This window comes from Streptomyces sp. NBC_01429, assembly GCF_036231945.1.
Classification (GTDB): domain Bacteria; phylum Actinomycetota; class Actinomycetes; order Streptomycetales; family Streptomycetaceae; genus Streptomyces.
Window position 1 is genome coordinate 378,781 of record NZ_CP109599.1, and the last position, 18,782, is coordinate 397,562.

At 72.8% G+C, this 18,782-nt stretch carries 12 protein-coding genes and 1 tRNA gene; 8 read left to right on the top strand and 5 right to left on the bottom strand.

Annotated elements, in window-relative coordinates; translation table 11 throughout:
- Positions 1-27: 27 nt before the first annotated feature.
- Positions 28-291 (bottom strand): acyl carrier protein, encoded by a 264-nt coding sequence (locus OG627_RS01760; protein ID WP_329060684.1) that lies wholly within the window; start codon positions 289-291, stop codon positions 28-30.
- A gap of 211 nt (positions 292-502) precedes the next feature.
- Between OG627_RS01760 and OG627_RS01765 the strand changes: the two genes are divergently transcribed.
- Positions 503-1,060, top strand: coding sequence for a carboxymuconolactone decarboxylase family protein (locus OG627_RS01765; RefSeq protein WP_329060686.1), 558 nt, complete (start codon positions 503-505; stop codon positions 1,058-1,060).
- Between the two features lie 200 nt (positions 1,061-1,260).
- Here OG627_RS01765 and OG627_RS01770 read toward each other — a convergent pair.
- Positions 1,261-1,352, bottom strand: a tRNA-OTHER gene (locus OG627_RS01770).
- A gap of 174 nt (positions 1,353-1,526) precedes the next feature.
- Between OG627_RS01770 and OG627_RS01775 the strand changes: the two genes are divergently transcribed.
- Together OG627_RS01775 and OG627_RS01780 are read left to right on the top strand one after the other, a co-directional pair.
- Entirely contained in the window at positions 1,527-2,522 is a 996-nt protein-coding gene (locus OG627_RS01775; RefSeq protein ID WP_329060688.1) for a DUF2156 domain-containing protein, read from the top strand.
- 70 nt (positions 2,523-2,592) lie between these two features.
- Complete coding sequence (locus tag OG627_RS01780; RefSeq protein ID WP_329060690.1) at positions 2,593-2,754, top strand: hypothetical protein; 162 nt, start codon at positions 2,593-2,595, stop codon at positions 2,752-2,754.
- A 97-nt stretch (positions 2,755-2,851) separates the two neighbouring features.
- Here OG627_RS01780 and serS read toward each other — a convergent pair whose 3' ends face one another.
- Together serS and OG627_RS01790 are read right to left on the bottom strand one after the other, a co-directional pair.
- Positions 2,852-4,129 (bottom strand): serine--tRNA ligase, encoded by a 1,278-nt coding sequence (gene serS, locus OG627_RS01785; protein ID WP_329060692.1) that lies wholly within the window; start codon positions 4,127-4,129, stop codon positions 2,852-2,854.
- Positions 4,130-4,268: 139 nt separating this feature from the next.
- Positions 4,269-4,823: a flavin reductase family protein gene (locus OG627_RS01790; RefSeq protein WP_329060694.1), complete on the bottom strand. Its 555-nt coding sequence runs from the start codon at positions 4,821-4,823 to the stop codon at positions 4,269-4,271.
- A 657-nt stretch (positions 4,824-5,480) separates the two neighbouring features.
- Here OG627_RS01790 and OG627_RS01795 point away from each other — a divergent pair.
- Positions 5,481-7,085, top strand: a complete 1,605-nt coding sequence (locus OG627_RS01795) for a fatty acid--CoA ligase (protein ID WP_329072278.1) — start codon at positions 5,481-5,483, stop codon at positions 7,083-7,085.
- Positions 7,086-7,303: 218 nt separating this feature from the next.
- A complete protein-coding gene (locus OG627_RS01800; RefSeq protein WP_443073406.1) occupies positions 7,304-7,792 on the top strand; it encodes a DUF11 domain-containing protein in 489 nt (162 codons plus the stop codon).
- Between the two features lie 67 nt (positions 7,793-7,859).
- On the opposite strand, the gene OG627_RS01805 is transcribed toward OG627_RS01800, so the two are convergent.
- Positions 7,860-9,203: a wax ester/triacylglycerol synthase domain-containing protein gene (locus tag OG627_RS01805; RefSeq protein ID WP_329060696.1), complete on the bottom strand. Its 1,344-nt coding sequence runs from the start codon at positions 9,201-9,203 to the stop codon at positions 7,860-7,862.
- Between the two features lie 633 nt (positions 9,204-9,836).
- Between OG627_RS01805 and OG627_RS01810 the strand changes: the two genes are divergently transcribed.
- The 3 genes from OG627_RS01810 to OG627_RS01820 all read left to right on the top strand — a co-directional run bounded on the left by OG627_RS01810 (position 9,837) and on the right by OG627_RS01820 (position 18,742).
- Entirely contained in the window at positions 9,837-10,991 is a 1,155-nt protein-coding gene (locus OG627_RS01810) for an NAD-dependent epimerase/dehydratase family protein (RefSeq protein WP_329060698.1), read from the top strand.
- A 69-nt stretch (positions 10,992-11,060) separates the two neighbouring features.
- On the top strand, positions 11,061-12,644 hold the full coding sequence (locus tag OG627_RS01815) for a PfaD family polyunsaturated fatty acid/polyketide biosynthesis protein (protein WP_329060700.1): 1,584 nt from the start codon (positions 11,061-11,063) through the stop codon (positions 12,642-12,644).
- A gap of 56 nt (positions 12,645-12,700) precedes the next feature.
- Positions 12,701-18,742, top strand: coding sequence for an SDR family NAD(P)-dependent oxidoreductase (locus OG627_RS01820; protein ID WP_329060702.1), 6,042 nt, complete (start codon positions 12,701-12,703; stop codon positions 18,740-18,742).
- Positions 18,743-18,782: the final 40 nt, after the last annotated feature.

Consider the following 18,782-nt stretch of genomic DNA (forward strand, 5'->3'; position numbering starts at 1 on the left):
TCCTCCAGCCGGGTACGGGCGGTCGCCTCAGTCGGTCAGATGGTCGATCAACTGCTCGGGGGTCGGCCGGCGGAACAGCACCGTCGTCGGAATCTCACATTCGAGTTTCTGCTCCAGAATCGTCTTCACCTCACTCATCTTCAGTGAAGTGAGACCCAGGTCGAAGAATCCGGCCTCCAGTGGCAATTCCTCCTCGTCCGTCATGAGGAGAGCCGACTTGAGTTCTCGAACCACCAGGTCCTCGATTATCTCCCGACGCTCATGCAAAGGCATGAGCGTCAATTCGCTCATAACAGGAACCAGTTGTGACACATTTCCTCCGACCTTCGGAACAACTTCATCCGCTGCATCTAAGCAACCGTTCCTGACACGTCGATGACGCACCACTGACAACCGAACCATGCATTCGGAAGCTCAACTCGACCCGTTTACCGCCGCGGTCGGAGCGAGGTACTTTCTTGCCGTACCACCCCATGGATTCGATCTTGAGGAGCACCGCACGATGCCCCGAATTCCCTGCCTAGGTCCCGAGGCACTTCCCGAATCCCTCCGCTCCCTCGACGAGGGGCGCATCATCAATCTGTTCAAGGTCCTCGCCCACGCCCCGAACGCGGTGGAGCCGATCGCGCGGGTCGCCGCGGCGCTCCTGGCGGCGGGCGGGCTCAGCCCGGTCGACCGGGAACTGGTCATCCTCACCTGTGCGATGCGCTACGAGTCCGAGTACGAGTGGGCCCAGCACGTCCCGCTGTCCCAGGCCGCCGGCGTCACCGACGAGCAGCGGGCGGCGCTGCGCCGCGGCGACCACGACGCGGCCGTCCTCAGCCCCGCGCAGCGCGGGCTCGTCCGGTTCGCCGCGGCGGCGGCCGACCATCCGCAGGTCAGCGACTCCGTCTACGCGGGCGCGAGCCGCCACTACGACGACGAGCAACTGGTGGAGACCCTGATCCTGGTCGGGTTCTACTTCCTGGTGGCCCGGGTGTGCACGGTGGTGGACGTGGAGATCGACGCGCCCGAGGGGGAGGACGTCCTGCGCATGGCCAGGCTCATGCAGGCGGGTTGAGCCGGTACGGCCGCGGGGGCACCGAGCCCGCCGCGCGACCGGGGCCGGTGCTGCGGCCCCGGTCGCGCGGCGGGCTCGGTGCCCCCGCGCAAAAATGCCCGCTCCCCGGAATTCGGTTCCGGGGAGCGGGCACGGTAAATCAGAAGTCGTCAGGGCGGCCGTTCGGGGACGACGGCACGACGCCGTCGTCCCCCCTGCGGCGGAGAGGGCAGGATTCGAACCTGCGCAGGCCGTGAAGCCCGACCGGGAGGCGTGCTCCCGGTCCCCGATAAGCCACTCCGGGCACCTCTCCATGTTCCCGGCCTCCGTGTTGTCCGCCGGTTACAAGAACAACAATGACAGAGATGTCTGACAGGGCGCTGACGCACCTCTGACGTCTCGTGGCAGTTCTTTTCCGGTCTTCCGCCGGACGATCCCTCGGTGTTCTACTCGCATGACAAGAGAAAGTTCCGAAAGGGGAACTGGAATGACCGCAGCCACGACGGACGACCCGGCTCTCAGGGCCGTCCGCGCACATACCGGAAGTGAGAATCCCAGCGCCTTCCTGGCGCTCAACAGCGGAAACAGTACATTCACCGCGCCCGGCCTGGACGGTGTCATCGTCTATCGCCGCACCGGTCGCTACGCGGTGCAGTTCGGCGGCCCGTTCGCCGCTGCCGAGGCGTACGACCCGCTCCTCGAATCCTTCCGCCGATATGTGAAAGAGGAGGAACTGAGCCTCGTCGGCGTCCAGCTCCAGCGCGCCGACGCCGAGCGGTACGCCCGGCACGGCTTCACCGTCAACCAGATCGGGGCGTCCTGGGCGGTGACCCTGCCGGACTTCACCCTGCGCGGCACCCGCTTCATGCAGCTGCGCAACAAGATCTCGCGGGCGCACCGCAACGGCCTGGAGATCAAGGAGGTCGTGGCCGCTGACTGGCGGCAGGAGGTCGCGACGATCGACGAGGCGTGGCTGGGCGGCAAGGACGGGGCCAGTCAACTGGAGTTCCTGGTGGGCCAGGTCGGCGGCCCGGTGCAGCCGCTGCGCAGGCTGTTCGCCGGTACCATCGACGGCGCCCCGGTCGCGTACATCTCGTACGCGCCCGTCTACGGCGAGCGGGCCGGCTGGATGCACGATCTGAGCCGGCGGATCCCCTCGGGCTCACCCGGCCTGATGGAGGCCATCAACGCGCACGCGATCGAGGTGTTCCGCTCCGAGGGGGTGCGGTGGCTGCACTTCGGTTTCACCCCCTTCACCGGCCTGGACCCGAGCCACGAACTCGACTGCCACAGCCCGGCGTTCCAGTGGATGATGCACGCCCTGTGGGCAGAGGGAGCGGCTCTCTACCCGGCGCAGACCCAACTCTCGTACAAGCAGAAGTGGGCGCCGGACGCGCTGATCCCTGAGTACGTCGCCTTCGACGGCCCGAACGCGTCACTCGCTTCGTTCGCCCACATCTTCCGCGCGTGCAAAGCATTCTGACGTACCAGCAGATAAAGCGACCACCTGTGCGATCCACCCGGTCGGACGGACGAGCGAGGAGCCGAGAGCAGTGAGTGACAGTGACGGGAACACCACGACCGAGACCCTCCAGCACGCCATGCTCGAAAGGCTGATGGCCATCATCGGGGCCCCCGACGACGAGGACGTGGCGCGGGCCGGCGACGAGGTCGTCCGGGCGCTCGACGCCCGCCTGGCCGCCACCACCCCCTGAGCGCCCGGGTCGCGGGACACACGACGGAGGGCGGGGTCCGGATTCCGTCCGGACCCCGCCCTCCGTCGTCATGTCCCCCGGTCGCCGGGGCGCGGGGTCACCCCGTCGCTCCTCCCGGCAGGATCGACCGGAACCCGGTGTACGGGACGAGGGCCTCGGGGATCCGCACCGAACCGTCCTCCCGCACTCCCTGCTCCAGCAGGGCGGCGACGGTACGGCCGATCGGCAGCGCCGAGCCGTTGAGGGTGGCCACCGGGGTCTTGCGACCGCCCTCCCCCTTCCGGCGGATGTCCGCGCGGCGGCCCTGGAAGGTGCCGCAGTCGGAGACCGAGGAGATCTCCCGGAAGGCGCCGCTGCCCGGCAGCCACACCTCGATGTCGTACGTCATCCGGGCCGAGAATCCGAGGTCGCCCGCCGGCAGCAGCACGACCCGGTAGGAGAGTTCGAGCCGGCGCAGGCACTCCTCCGCGTGCCCGACCATGAGGTGCAGCTGCTCCTGCGCGTCCTCGGGGGCGCAGACCCGGACCAGTTCCACCTTCTCGAACTGGTGCAGCCGCAGGATCCCCCGGGTGTCCCGCCCGTACGCGCCCGCCTCCGCGCGGAAGCACGGGGTACGAGCGGTGAACGCGTACGGCAGGTCACGGGTGTCCAGGAGCTGGCCGGCCAGCAGATTGGTGAGCGGCACCTCCGCGGTGGGTATCAGGAACATCTCCCGGTCACCGACCTGGGTGCGGAACAGGTCCTGCTCGAACTTGGGGAGCTGCCCCGTCCCCGTCATGGTGTCGCGGCTGACGAGGTACGGCACGGAGTACTCGGTGTAGCCGTGCTCGGACGTGTGCAGGTCGAGGAAGAAGTCGGCGAGGGCCCGTTCCAGCCGGGCGCCGGCGCCGCGGCCGACGCTGAAGCGGGCGCCGGAGAGCCCGGCCGCCGCCTGCGGGTCCAGCACGCCCAGGGACTCGCCGATGTCGGCGTGGTGGCGGGCGCCGGCCTCGCGCGGCGGTGGGCCGCCCCGGCGCACTTCCACCGCCTCCTCCTCGCTGTGACCCGAGGGGACCGAGTCCAGAGGGATGTTGGGAATGCCCAGCAGGATCTCGTGCAGCTCCGCCGCCGCCGTCCGGGCGGCGGCCTCCGCCTGCCGGACATCGGTCCGCAGCGCGCGGGCGGTCTCCTTCTCCGCTTCCGAGGGCGGCCCCTTGCGCCCGCGGGCACGCGAGGCGGCGTTCAGTTCGGTCCTCAGCCGGGTCACCTCGGCCTGGGTCTCGGCGCGGGCCCGCGCCGCCTTCTCCAGCAGGGCCGGATCGAGGACGTACCGGCGGCGGGCCAGCCGCTCCACGGCCGCCGGCCCGTCGGCGAGCAACTCGTTCGGATCGTGCACGAGGTCTCCTGGGGTGAGCGTGAGAACGCGGGTACGCCGACGGACACCGTCGGCGTACGGGCGTGGGGATGGCTTGCGCGCGAGGTGCGGGGCACGGGGTACGGGGGTCGGCTGGGCGACGCCCCGTACCCCGGCCGTTTCAGGGCGCCGGTTCCTCCTGCGCCGACCGCAGGTGGCCGGCGTAGAGATCACCCGCGTAGCTGAGCAGCGGAGGCCCGTCGGCGGTACCGGCGCGGACCACGTACCCGAGAAGCAACTCGCCGTCCCCGACGGAGTGTTGCGAGTGGAAGCGGCAGGTGTAGTGGGCGAGTCCCCCCGTGAGCAGCGGGGCGTTCGCGTAGGAGTCCGCCTGCCAGCGCAGCCCGTCGAACTGCTCGCTGCCCTGGGGGCGGCTGCTGTCGGCGAACCACCGTGCCACGTCGGCCTGTTCGGCACTGAGCACGTTGATCGCGTAACGGCCCTCGCGGGCGGCGAGCTGCGCGAAGGACGATCCGGTCCGCAGCACCACCCCCACCAGCAGGGGTTCGCGCGACACCAGGGTCACGGTGCTCGCCGTGGTGCCGTGCATTCTCTCCTCGGTGGCGACCGTCAGCACCGACACCGGGGACGCCAGGTGGTACATGGCCCGCCGGCGTTCCGCGGGGTCCTGGCGTACCGGTCGGCGGACGGCGCGTATCGCGGCTGCGGTACTCATCACACGTCCCTCCGCCACTGATCGGCGCGGTGCGGTGCGAAGCCGCGTGGCATCCCGATGGGGGTTTCGTGGTCCATGAGTCAATCAGCTCCCGCGGATTCGGTGAAATGGAGCGATACGGCGCCCCGTCGGGGCGCGCGGAACTGCACGGCCGGCCTGAACGGCACCCCGTACCCGCCTCGGCGGCGGTCCGGGCTCGGTGGTCCGAGCTCGGCGATCCGGGCACGGCGGCCGGGTCCGGTGGTTGCGCGAGCGGAATCACCGAAGCGGATTCCCCGAACCGGTCGCACCCGCGGATTCCACCGCGGACTCGATGAAGAAAACCGTGGTGGAATCCTCCGGGGAGCCCACTGTGAATTCACGCAGCGGGAAAGCCTGGCCGATTTCATTGCGCGTACAGGGGCGAGATCCTTCTCGAATCGAACCGATCGTGACAGCCGGAGCTGACTCGGCCCTGACACCCGCCTGACCGGCCACGGTGCTCCACGGATCGTCAGCGGGGCGTCAGCAGGCACTGTTTTCATCACCGATGAATCCACGCCGACCCGAGTGCGACGCACCGCCTCCCATTCGCCGAACCGGCCAGGGGAAAAGGGCTCGTGTTCCGGGGAATTGCCGTGCCGCCCCGGCGGCCCTCACAGACGAAGGACAGGACTCATTCCAGACACAGAAAAGGGGAGTTGGACACTCCACCACACCTCCCGCGCCCACGCCGGTGTCCGTCCGCACCACCCGGCGATCGTCTGCGACGGCCGGACCACCGACTACGCGACGCTGCACCGCGAGAGCAACCGGGCCGCGTGGGCGCTGCGCGCCGCCGGGGTGCGGCGCGGTGACCGGGTCGCCTACCTCGGCCACGAGTCGGAGTACTACTACCTGGTGATCCTCGCCTGTGTGAAGGTCGGGGCCGTCCTGGTCCCGGTCAACTGGCGGCTCACCCCGTCCGAGGTCGACCACATTCTCCGGGACTCAGGGGCGGTCCTCCTCTTCGTCGGCGCCGGGTTCCGGAAGACCGCCGACGAGGTCCTCGACGCCCGGTCAGGGCCGCGCACCGTCGTCCCCGTGGACGGGGGTGACGACGCCGCGCCGGTCCGGGGCGCCGGGCTCGCAGCCTGGGGCGCGGGCCACCCCGACACCGACCTGGATCCGGGCACCGGCCCCGACGACCCCGCCGTGCAGATCTACACCAGTGGCACCACCGGTCTGCCGAAGGGTGCCGTACTCGCCCACCGCGGCTTCTTCACCCTGCCGCACGCCATGCGCGAGCACGGGGTCGACTGGATCGACTGGCTGCCCGAGGATGTCGCGCTCATCTCGCTGCCGGGCTTCGGTATCGCCGGCATCGGGTGGTTCATGCACACCTTCAACGCCGGTGGCACCAACGTGGTCATGCCGCAGTTCGACCCGCAGGAAGCGGTCCGGCTGATCCGCACCCACCGGGTCACCACCACTTTCGCCGCGCCCGCCATGCTCCAGGCGATGCTGGGCGAGCGGACGGCGGAACCCGAGGCGTTCACCTCCCTGCGCAAGATCGCGTACGGCGCCGCCCCGATGTCCGAGGCGCTGCTGAAGCAGTGCATGGACATGTTCACCTGCGAGTTCGCGCAGATCTACGCCAGCACCGAGACCGGCAGTGTCGCCGTGTGCCTGCCCCCGGAGGACCACCGGCGCGGCGACGCCACCCTGCTGCGCTCGGTCGGCAGGCCCTGTCCGGGCAACGAGGTGAAGGTGATCGGCCCGGACGGTGCCGAACTGCCTCCGGGAGGCATCGGCGAGGTCTGTGTCCGCGCGCCGTCGCGGATGCTCGGCTACTGGAACCTGCCGGAGGCCACCGCCCGGACCCTGGTCGGCGAGTGGCTGCACATGGGCGACGCCGGATACTTCGACGACGACGGCCTTCTCCATCTGTGCGACCGGATGAACGACACGATCATCGTCGCCGGGCAGAACATCTATCCGGCCGAGGTCGAGAAGGCACTGGCCGCCCACCCGGCCGTCGCGGACTCCGCCGTCGTGGGACTGCCCCACCCCCGCTGGGGCGAGGCAGTGCACGCCTGCGTCGTCCTGCGCCCCGGCGCCACCGCGACTCCGCGCGAACTCCTGTTGTCACTGCGCGGTCGCCTCGCCGACTACAAGACCCCCGGCGCCTACCACTTCGTGGACGCGCTGCCCCGCAATCCCTCGGGCAAGATTCTCCGCCGGTCGGTGCGCGAGCGGCTCACGGAAGAGATCGATGCCGCCGCTCCGGAGGGTGCCCTCTGACCTTTTCCATCTTTCGAGACATCGATCCGCGATCTGTTCGTACACTGCCACACCACCCCGGCGGTTCCGCCGGGACAACGCCCCTCGCGGGCAAGCCGGATGCGGCGGGACCGGCTCCCATCGGCCACGGGGCCGCCGCGGCTCACATCCGTGACGTCGTGTGACGGCACTCGTCGACAGGGCCGGCGCACCACTGCCACCGACCACATGATCGAGCTGTGGCGGTCGGGCTTCAACGGTGTGCCGTCGGCCGACGGTGCCCAGTTCGCCGAGCTCAACGCGAACGAGGTCGCCACGCTGCACCAGGACCTGCCGACCACGCCGGGGGCCAGACTGTACTGGCGGCTGTACCACCGGGGCCGCCAGGGGCAGGACACCGCGTCACGGTCCGCAACACGGGCCCGAACGGAGCCACCGGAGTCGTCGTCACCGACCGGCTTGCCGACAGCCTCACCTTCCTGTCCGCGGGCACCTCCTCCGGCGCCTACGCCCCGGCCGCCGGACGGTGGACCGTGGGCGACCTCGCCGAGGGCGCCACCGCGACCCTCACCCTGCGGGCCAAAGCCACCCGGTCCGGTCCCGTCACCAACACCGCCACCGTGACCGGCAACGAGCGGGATCCCGCACCCGACAACAACACGGACGCCGTCACCGTCTGCGTGGAGCGGGCCCCCATCTGCTGCGCCCCCTGTTCTCCCGCCGGGTAGCGGTACGGGCGGACCCGGCCGCACGTGGGCGCGCGTGCGACGCGGTGGAAACGGCGCCGCACGCCGCTCACCCGGGCGCCGGCGTCCCCTCCAGCTCGGCCACGGCCCGCTCCCACAGCTCCGGCAGCGACTCCCCGCGGGGAAGGGCGCGGTCGGCCACGAAGGACACCTCGGCCCAGGTGTCGAAGAAGGACAGGCCCACCCCGAAGAGGTGTCCGGGCACGAGCAGGGGGAGCAGGGCGGTTCCCGTCACCTGGGTGTCCCCCAGGCTGCCCTGGTCGGCGAGAGGCATGGACGTGGCCATGACGTCGGTGACGCGCGGGGAGAGCACCCGTCGCAGATACCACTCGGTCGGACGGTCCGGCATGAACCGGACCATGTCCTGAATGGCCTGCCGCCAGGCGTCGCCCCGCAGCTTCCGGGTCGTCGCCATGACGCGATCCACTCGCCACAGGGGCGAATCGCCGCCTTCGCCACCGTGTGCGCCCCGCGAGCCCCGGGGAGCGTCCGCGCCTTTCGGGCCCGTCCGTACGGGCAGCTCCAGCGGCAGGGCGAAACAGCGATTGCCCCAGGTCTGATCCTCGTCGGGGCGTCGCGCGTCGATGGGCACCAGTGCCGTCACCCGTGGGAGCGGTACGCCGGACCGCTCCGACCAGGCCGCCAACGCCCCCGCGAGCGCGGCCAGATGGACGTCGTGGGCCGATCCGCCGCGCGCCGCGCCGATCCGGCGGAGGGCGTCCGCCGGTACCCGGCCGCGCCACAGCCGCCGCTCGCCCGTCGGTACGAAGGGGAGGGCCGGACGGGAACCGCGGCCGACGAGGGAGCCGGACGCGAACTTGGTGGCCAGCCCGACGGCCGTGCCGACCCGTCGCGGCAGGTCGGCCCGGCGCCTCTTCCCGGGCACCGGGCGGGCCGAGGTCTTCCCCTCACCCAGCATGGCCCGGAACGTCATCGCGGCGGCCGCACCGTCCTGACAGGCGTGGTGGAAGCGGTAGCACACCGCGTACCGGTCGGGCGCGTGGCCGTGGAGCAGCCAGATCCCCCAGTAGGTGCCGGGCACGAACGGCGCGTTGAGCGCGGTGTGCAGGGCCGGGTCCCACCCCTCGGGACCGTCCGCGACCACCTCGTGGACGTGCCGGTCGACGGCGAAGTCCTCGTCCGGCCGCCACCGGGGCCGTCGCGAGCCGCCCTCGACCCGGCTCTTCAGCAGGGGCAGTTGGGGCAGGCGGAAGCCCACGTACGCGCGGAGGTCCGCCAGGCTCGGGGGCGGACCGCTCAGATACGCGACGCCCCCGGCGTCCCAGCGGACGTCGGGGTGGCGGCGCTCCATGTTGAGGAACGCGCGGTCGAGCGCGTGGGCGGGGTGGCGGGGCGAGGGGATGAACGGGACTGACGGAACGGACTCGGGCATCGGAGGACTCCAGTTCGTGCCGACGGACAGGCGAGCGGGCTGGCGAGCGAGCGGGCGGACGGGCTGGCTGGCTGGGCGGAGGCGGGTCGGGGCGGGTCCGTGGTGGGGCAAGCCGGTGTCGGGCGCCCGTTTATATACCGGCAGCGGTGGACCTCCGTACGCACCCGGTGCCCCTGACGCGCGCTCGCCCCGCCCGCCGACCAGCGTCGCGCGCCCCGGGACCACCTCCAGCCCGGCGCCCGTGGAACCACCCGAACGGAGTACACGGCCACGGGCGGCCCGTACGACAGGGGCCGCTTCCGTCACATCCGTACGGCCGGGTCCCCTGACCTGCGACGGAGGCTCCGCGAGGCCGTCCGGGACGCGCCCGGGCCGTGGTGCGGTTACTCCGTTCAGGTGAGTGGGTGGAATCGGGACCCCGTCACCGCCCGCCTTCTGACACTGTGTGCGGTGCGTCAGCGGTCACCGGCCCCGGGGGGAGAGCCGAGAGCCTCTCGGGTGACCTCTGGCAGGGCGGTCACACACCGGCACACCCGCTTTCCGCGTTGCCGAAATGCCCTGGCAGCTCCGCGCCGACGGCAACCCGCCACCGTACGCGGTCGCGGTCCCGTCCCTTTCGAAGCCCTTGGAGTCATGGTCGTGCATGTCGCCCTCACCGGCGCCACCGGATTCCTCGGCCTGCGCCTGTTACGCCGTCTGCTCGCCACGCACCGGTCGGTGACGGTCCTGGTCCACGCGGGCTCGGGCGACGCGCTGCACCGCATCACCCGGTTCTTCGAACTGACGGGCGCGCCGGGGGCGTTCACCGCCGGGCTCGCCGACCGGCTGCGGGTGGTGGAGACCGAGCTGGAGCGGCCCCGGCTGGGTCTCTCCGGGAGCGCCTTCCGGGAACTGGCCGACGGTCTCGGCGCGATCTGGCACAGCGCGGGCAGTATCAACCTGGAGGGAGACCTCCCCGAACTGCGCCGGACCAACGTCGAAGGCACCCGGCGCGTACTGGAGTTGGCCGCCGCCGGGCGGGGGCGGCCCGTGGTCCACCACGTGAGTACCGCCTTCGTCGCCGGAGGGCGGCGCGGGGGTGTGGCGTACGAGGACGAGCTGGACGACGCGTACGGCTTCGAGAACGCCTACGAACACTCCAAGTACGAGGCGGAGATGCTGGTCCACGCGTGGTCCCGGGAGCACGCCCGTCCGGTCGTGGTGCTGCGGCCGAGCATCCTGGTCACGGATCTGCCGCCGCACCCGGAGCTGCCCTCGCATCCGCTCCAGGTCGTCGAGCGGATCATGTGCGACGCGCGACGCACCGCGGGAACCGGCGGCCCGGACCGCGACGGCCGCCCCCGCGTCCGGCTGGTGGGACATCCGCACGGCCGGCTGAACCTGCTACAGGTGGAGCACGCGGCCGAGGTCATGGTGCGCCTCGCCGACCGGACGCCTTCGGGCGGGGTCGACACGTACCACGTCGTCCATGACCGTGACGTGCCCGTGCCGACGGTCGTGGCCCTGCTGGAACGGCTGGTGCCGGTCTCGATCGAGCTGGTCGCCACGGAGCCGGACGACCCGTCGGCGCTGGAGTCCCTGCTGGAGTTCTACCCGGGGCTGACGGCCTATCTCGCCCACCGGCGGCGCTTCGACGACACCCGGGTCAGGACCCTGCTCGGGCCGTCGGCGGCCTCCGACCGGGTGGACCTCGACTATCTGTGCTCCGGCCTGGCCGTGAGGGACCGCGTCCCCGCCGGGCCGCCGGGCGCTCCCGCGACCGACTCCCTCACCCTTCCGCCCTCCTGAGGGAGCGTCACATTCTTGAGTGACTGTCAGACCGACCCTCCCGAGACCGCCTCTCCCGCTGGAGCCCCCGTGTCCGTCCTCGCCGCTCCCGACTCCCCCGCCGCGTTACCGCCGGTCTTCACCCCCGAGGGGATCGCCGCCCTCGCCCGGCGCGTCCGGGAGCCCGTCCACATCATCAGCGGTCCCGACGGCCGTGAGCTGGGGCTCGCGACCGGCCCCGTGCCCGGCGCCCCGGTACTCGGTACGCTGCCACCGCTGTACCCCGAGTGGCTCGGCGGGCGCACCTTCTGCGAGGCGCACGGCGTCCGGTTCCCCTATGTCGCGGGGGAGATGGCGAACGGCATCGCGACCACCCGGATGGTGTCCGCCATGGCCCGTGCGGAGATGCTCGGGTTCTTCGGCGCGGGCGGCCTGGCCTACGCCGACGTGGAGCGGGCCGTGCACACGCTCGCCGACGAGCTGCGCTCCCGCCCGAACTGGGGTGTGAACCTCATCCACTCACCGGCCGAGCCCGAGCTGGAGTTCCGCGTCGCCAAGCTGCTGCTGCGGTGTGGTGTGCCGCTGATCTCGGCGTCGGCGTTCATGGAGCTGACCCCGGCCGTCGTGCTGTGCTCGGCCCGGGGGCTGCGCCGGGGCGCGGACGGCCGGATCGTCCGGCGTACGCGGATCGTCGCCAAGGTCTCCCGTCCCGAGGTGGCCGAAAGGTTCCTCTCGCCCGCCCCGGCCGCGCTGCTGGACCGGCTCGTCGGGCAGGGGGAGCTGACGCCTCAGGAGGCGGGCCTCGCGGCCCTCGTGCCGGTGGCCGAGGACATCACCGTGGAGGCCGACAGCGGAGGGCACACCGACAACCGGCCGTTGTCGGTCCTGCTGCCGAGGATCGCCTCGCTGCGCGACACGCTGTGCGGGCGGTACGGCTACCACCGGGCGGTCGGGATCGGCGCGGCCGGCGGGCTGGGCACACCGGACGCGGTGGCCGCCGCCTTCGCCCTCGGCGCGTCCTACGTGGTCGTCGGGTCGGTGAACCAGACGACCACCGAGGCGGGGCTGTCCGACGAGGCCAAGGCGATGCTCTGCGAGGCGGACATCGCCGATGTGACCATGGCACCGGCCGCGGACATGTTCGAGCTGGGCGTCCAGCTGCAAGTGCTGTCCCGGGGAACGATGTTCGCCCAGCGGGCCGGCCGGCTGTACGCGGCGTACCGGGCACACGGTGCGCTGGAGGAGATCCCGCCCGCGGTGCGCGCCCCGATCGAACGCGAGGTGCTGGGCGCCCCGTTCGACGAGATCTGGCGCCGCACCGTCGCGTTCTGGGAGCGGCGCGATCCCGCCGAGATCGCGCGGGCCGAGTCCGACCCGAAGCACCGTATGGCGCTGGTCTTCCGCTGGTACCTGGGCAGTTCGAGCCGATGGGCGATCACCGGCGAGACGGCCCGGCGTGCCGACTACCAGATCTGGTGCGGTCCGGCGATGGGCGCGTTCAACCGGTGGGCCGCGGGCACGTTCCTGGCCGAACCGGCGAACCGGTCCGTGGTGCAGGTCGCGCTCAATCTGCTCGAAGGCGCCGCGGTGCTCACCCGCGCCCATCAACTGCGCAGCTACGGGGTCCCGTTGCCGTCCGGCGCGTTCGGCCACACTCCGTGCGCGCTGGCATGAGCGGCCCCGGCGCCCCGGATCCGTCAACCCCCGCCGTCCGACCCCGAGGAGAGACCGTGACCGCCTCCACCCCCCGCCAGGTGCCCGTCGCCGTGGTCGGTGCCGGCGCCCTCGTGCCCGGCGCGACGGACGCGGCCGGCTACTGGCGGATCGTGACCGGCGGCGGGGACCTGATGACGGAGGTGCCGGCCTCCCGCTGGCTGGTGGAGGACCATTACGATCCGGACCCGGCCGCCCCCGACAAGACGTACGCCCGCCGGGGCGCCTTCCTGTCGGACATCGACTTCGACCCGATGGCGTACGGTGTGCCGCCCACCAGCCTGTCGGCGACGGACAGCGCGCAACTGCTCGCCCTGATGGTGGCCGACCAGGTGCTGAACGACGCCGGTGGTCTGCCGGGCATGGACCGGGACCGGGTCGGTGTCGTCCTCGGGGTGTCCGCCCTGGAACTGCTTCCGCACATGTACGGCCGCACCGAACGCCCCGTGTGGTTCAAGGCGTTGCGGGAGAGCGGTCTCACCGAGGCCGAGGCGCGGGCCGTGTGCGACCGCGTCTCGGCGCACTACACACCGTGGCGGGAGTCGACCTTCCCCGGGCTGCTCAGCAATGTCGTCGCGGGCCGGATCGCCAACCGGTTCGATCTGCACGGCACCAACCACACCACCGACGCCGCCTGCGCCAGCTCCCTGGCGGCGCTGTCCACCGCGGTCGGCGAACTGGCCCTCGGCCGGGCCGACCTGGTGATCAGCGGTGGCGTGGACACCGGCAACGGGATCGGCATGTTCCTGTCCTTCTCCAAGACCCCCGCGCTGTCCCGCAGTGGTGACTGCCGGCCGTTGTCGGACGCGGCGGACGGCACGATGCTCGGCGAAGCGGTCGTCATGTACGCGCTGAAGCGGCTGTCCGACGCCGAGCGGGACGGCGACCGTGTCCACGCGGTCGTCCGGGGTATCGGCACCTCGTCCGACGGCAGGAGTTCGGCGATCTACGCGCCGCTGCCCGACGGTCAGGCGCGGGCCCTGCGACGCGCCTACGAGGAGGCGGGCTACGGTCCGGAGACCGTGGAGCTGGTCGAGGCGCACGGGACCGGTACGAAGGCCGGCGACACCGCGGAACTCGACGCGCTCAACGCGGTGTTCGGCGCGTCGGGGCGTACGGACGGGCAGTGGTGCGCCATCGGCTCGGTCAAATCGCAGATCGGGCACACCAAGTGCGCGGCGGGCGCGGCGGGGCTGCTCAAGGCGGTCATGGCCCTGCACCACAAGGTGCTGCCGCCGACCATCAAGGTCGACCGGCCGAACCCGGCGGCAGCCGACCCGGACGGCCCGTTCTACGTCAACACCGAGGCCAGGCCCTGGGTGCGGCCCGCCGGTCACCCGCGCCGGGCGTCGGTGTCGAGCTTCGGCTTCGGGGGCAGCAACTTCCACGTCACACTGGAGGAGTACGTACCCTCGGGCGCCCCGGGCCGGGTGGCGGCGCGCCACCGCTGCGCGCCGGGCGAACTCGTCCTGTTCAGCGGCGCGTCGCCGTCCGACCTGGTGGCGCCGGACACCGGCGGCGGCCGTCCGCTGGCCGCGCTCGCCCGGGAGAGCCAGCGCGCGTTCTCGCCCACCGACCCGGTGCGGCTGGCCGTCGTCGCCACCGGCATCGAGGATCTGCGGGACACGTACGCGCGGGCGGTCGAACTGATCCGGCAGCGGCCCGGCACGGCGTTCTCGACCCCGACCGGTGCCCGGTACGCCTCGGGGACACCCACGCCCGGCCGTATCGGTTTCCTGTTCCCGGGGCAGGGGTCCCAGTACGTCGGGATGGGCGCTGATCTCGCCATGCTGGCACCGGCCGCCCAGGCCGTGTGGGACCGGCTGAGCGGCACCGGGTTCGACGGACTGCCGCTGCACCGGGTGGTGTTCCCGCCGCCCGCCTTCACCGACGGGGAGCGCGCCGCCCAGCAGGCGTCGCTGGCCGCCACCGAGTGGGCGCAGCCCGCGCTCGCGGTGCACTCGCTGGCGCTGCTGGAAGTGGTGCGGTCCCTGGGCCTGCGGCCCGACTGCGCGGCGGGCCACAGCTTCGGTGAGCTGGTGGCACTGCACTGCGCGGGTGTCCTGGACGCCGGGTCGCTGGTCACCGTGGCCCGCAGGCGCGGTGAGCTGATGCGGGACGCGGCCGCCGCGCCGGGCGCGATGCTCGCCGTGGCGACGGATCGCGCGCACGTGGCGGCGGTACTGGCCGGTGGCGGACTCGGCGACCTCTGGCCCGCCAACCACAACTCCCCCGTCCAGACGGTACTTTCCGGGACGAGAGAGGCGGTCGCGCGGGCCGAGCGGGCGTTCGCGGCCGAGCGGGTCGAGACCCGTCGGCTGACCACCTCGACCGCCTTCCACAGCCCGCTGGTCGCCCCGGCCGGTGAGCCGCTCGCCGCGTTCCTGCGCACGGTCCCGCTCACGGAGCCCCGGATCGAGGTCTACGGCAACGCGGACGCGGCCCGCTACCCTGCCTCGCCCGACGAGGTGCGCCGCAGGATCGCCGACCACCTCGCCTCGCCCGTGCTCTTCCAGGACCAGATCGAGGCGATGTACGCGGCGGGGGTGCGGACCTTCGTCGAGGTGGGCGCGGGCACCGCGCTGAGCGGCCTGGTCGGGCAGATCCTCGGCGACCGCGAGCACGCGGCCGTCCCCCTGGACCGGCCGGGCCGGTCCGGGATCAGCACCCTGCACACCGCGCTCGGCGAACTCGCCGTACGCGGTGTGCCCCTGGATCTCGACCCCCTCTGGGCGCCGTACGCCTCGCCCGGAACGCCGGCGAAGGAGCGCGAACCCCGGATGACCGTGAAGATCAGCGGAGCCAACTACGGTCAGCTCTACCCGCCCCGCGCCGGAGCCGCCGAACCACCACCGCCCGTGCCGATGGCGCGGCCGGAACGGCAACCGCAGCCCGCTCCCGTACCCGCACTTGCTCCCGATCCCGCTTCGACTCCCGCTCCCTTACCCGCTCCTGACACCCTGGCGGTTCCCATGCCCGCGTACGCCTCCCCCACCCTCCACACCCCGGAGCAACCGGCGGACGAACCGGCGCCCGCGGACGCCGTGGCGCCCGGCGCCGACTGGTACGCCGCGGTCGAGAGCGTCCAGCGGCAGACGGCGGAGGCCCACGCCGCCTGTCAGCGCATGCTGACGGACAGTCATATCGCTTTCCTGCGGATGACCGAGACCACCCTGAGCGCGATGCTCGGGGCACAAGGCGGACACGGCGGTCAAGGAGCGCAAGCGATCCAGGGCGGCGGGGATCGAGGCTCCGCCGGGGTGGTCGGGGCTCCGGCCCCCCTGGCGCCGCTGCCCCTCCCCCGCCCTCCGGCACCGCGTCGGGCACCGGCGCCCGTGACCACGGCCTCGGCCGAAGTACCGGTAGCCGCACCCGTAGCCGCCCCCGCACCCGTACCGGCCACCGCCGAGGACCGGGCACCGGCTGTCGCCGGCGCGTCGCTGTCGGCGCCGGAGCTGGAGGAGCTGCTGCTCTCGGTGGTGGCCCGGCTCACCGGCTATCCCGTCGAAATGCTGGGCGTGGACATGGAGCTGGAGGCGGATCTGGGGGTCGACTCCATCAAGCGGGTCGAGATCCTGTCCGCCGTGCGCCGGCAGGTGGGCGACGCCGCGGCGGGGGATCCCGGCCGGCTCGGCAAGCTCCGTACCCTGCGCGAGATCGTCGGGGCGCTCACCACAGCCACCGTCCCTGAGCCTCCCGACGCGGTGAGCGCCCCGGTCCCCGAGGCCCCCGCCCGCCCCGCCGACTCCGGTATCGGGGCCGGTCCCGAGGCCGAGGCCGGGGTCGGCCCGCAGGCCGCGCTGACCAGGCTGGTGCCGCGCGCGGTGGAGTCACCGGCGGCGGGCCTGGCGATGGCGGGACTCCTGGACGGGCCGCTCGTGGTGACGGGCGAGGGCCTCGACGGCGGCGGGCTCACCGGCCTCGTCGCGCGGAAGCTGGCGGAGCGCGGCGTGGACGCCACCGCCGTCGCCGAGGTGCCCGAGGACGCGCGCGGTGTCGTCCACCTCGGCGCGCTGACCGCGAGCGGCACACCGGACGAGGCGCGGGAGGTCCACCGGTCGGTGTTCCGCGCGGCGCGTACGGTGGCAGCCCAAGTGGCGGGGGTGCGACGGCTGTTCGTGACCGTGCAGGACACCGGGGGCGACTTCGGGCTCGGCGGCCACGCGCCCGACCGCGCCTGGCTGGGCGGTGTCGCCGCTCTGGTCAGGACCGCGGCGAAGGAGTGGCCGGACGCCTCGGTCAAGGCCGTCGACTGCGAGCGCGGCGGCCGGGACGACGAGGCGGTCGCCGAGGCGATCGTGCGGGAACTGCTCGAAGGCGGCCCCGCCGCTGAGGCGGGTCTCCGCGCGGACGGTACCCGCGTCACCCTCCGGGCGGTGCCCGCGCCGGTGACGCGCGCCGCCGCGCGGCGGATCACCTCCGCGTCGGTGCTCGTGGCCACGGGAGGAGCGCGCGGGGTGACCGCCGCCGCGCTGCTGGACCTGGCCAGGACGCACCGGCCCCGGATCGTGCTGCTCGGCAGGACGGAACCGGCCGCCGAGCCCGGCGGGCTGGCATCGGCAGCCGACGAACCGGCGCTCGTCCGGCTGCTCGCGGAGCGCTCCACCGGAGGCGCGGCGGACTCCTCGCCCGCCCGGATCACGGCGCGGGCCCGGGAGATTCTGGCCGCGCGCGAGGTACGGGCGACGCTGGCGGCACTGGAGGCGGCGGGGTCCCCCGTCCGGTACGTCCAGGTCGACGCCCGCGACGGCGAGGCCCTCGCCGCCGCCCTGCACGACGTACGCGACACCTGGGGCCCGGTCACCGGCATCGTGCACGGTGCGGGGGTACTGGCCGACGCGCGCATCGCCGACAAGAGCGACGCGCAGGTCGAGCAGGTGATGTCCACCAAGGTGGACGGTCTGCGCGCGCTGCTGGCCGCGACGGCGGACGATCCGCTGGACGTGATCTGCCTGTTCTCCTCGGTGGCCGCCGGGTACGGCAACGTCGGGCAGAGCGACTACGCCATGGCCAACGAGGTTCTGGGCCAGGTGGCCTCGGCCGAACAGGCCCGCCGCCCCGACTGCCTGGTGCGGTGCGTCGCCTGGGGCCCGTGGCAGGGCGGCATGGTCACGCCCGCCCTGGCCACGCACTTCGGCCGGTCCGGCGTTCCGCTCATCCCCCTGGAGCAGGGCGCCGCCGCCTTCACCGCCGAGCTGGACGGAACGGTCGGCGAGGCGCGGACCGTCCTGGCGGTCGGGGACGATCCCGCGGCCCTGTCCCCGGCCGGCGATCCGCCCCCGGCACAGCTGCTGGTCCGGGCGGACACCCTGCCGCAACTGGCCGACCACGCGATCGGCGGGGTTCCCGTACTGCCCGTGGCGATGGTCCTGAACTGGTTCGCCGGAGCGGCCGGCGCCTGGCGGCCGGACGCCGGGCCGCTCGTCCTGCGCGATCTGCGGGTGTACAAGAAGTTCGCCCTGCCGGAACTGACCGGCGAGGGCCACCGGCTCACCGTGCACGGCGGCCGGGGCGCGGCCGGTTCGGTGGCGGAGCTGGAGGCGGAGCTGCGGGGCGCGGACGGCGTGGCGCACTTCCGGGCCGTGCTGGACACCGGGGCCGTGCGGCCGGATCCGGCCGACTGGGGCAGCCCGGACGGCCTGGAGCGACTGGACCGCGACGAGTTCTACGACGGAGAACTTCTCTTCCACGGCCCCCTGTTCCAGGCCGTCCGTACCGCGCGCGGTGTCTCGGAGCACGGCGCCGAGGCGACCGTCGCGGGTCTGCGCGCCCTGGGCTGGCCGGGGCAACACTGGCCGCTGGACCCGGCCGCCGTGGACGGCGCGCTCCAGCTCGCCCTGGTCTGGGCGCGGCACGTCGGCGGCGCGGCGACGCTGCCGATGGCCGTCGCGGAATGCAGGGTGCACCGGCTCGGTCCGGTGGACGGCACCGTGCGGTGTGTGGTGCGGGGGCGCAAGGCGCACGGCACGGGAGCGCGCTGCGACGCGGCGCTGATCGACGCGGACGGGTCGGTCCGGCTGGAACTGCTCGGCGTGGAACTCGTCCGCCGTCCCTCCTAGGCCGTGTACGCGGAGTCCCGCCTGCTGCCCGATCCGCCCT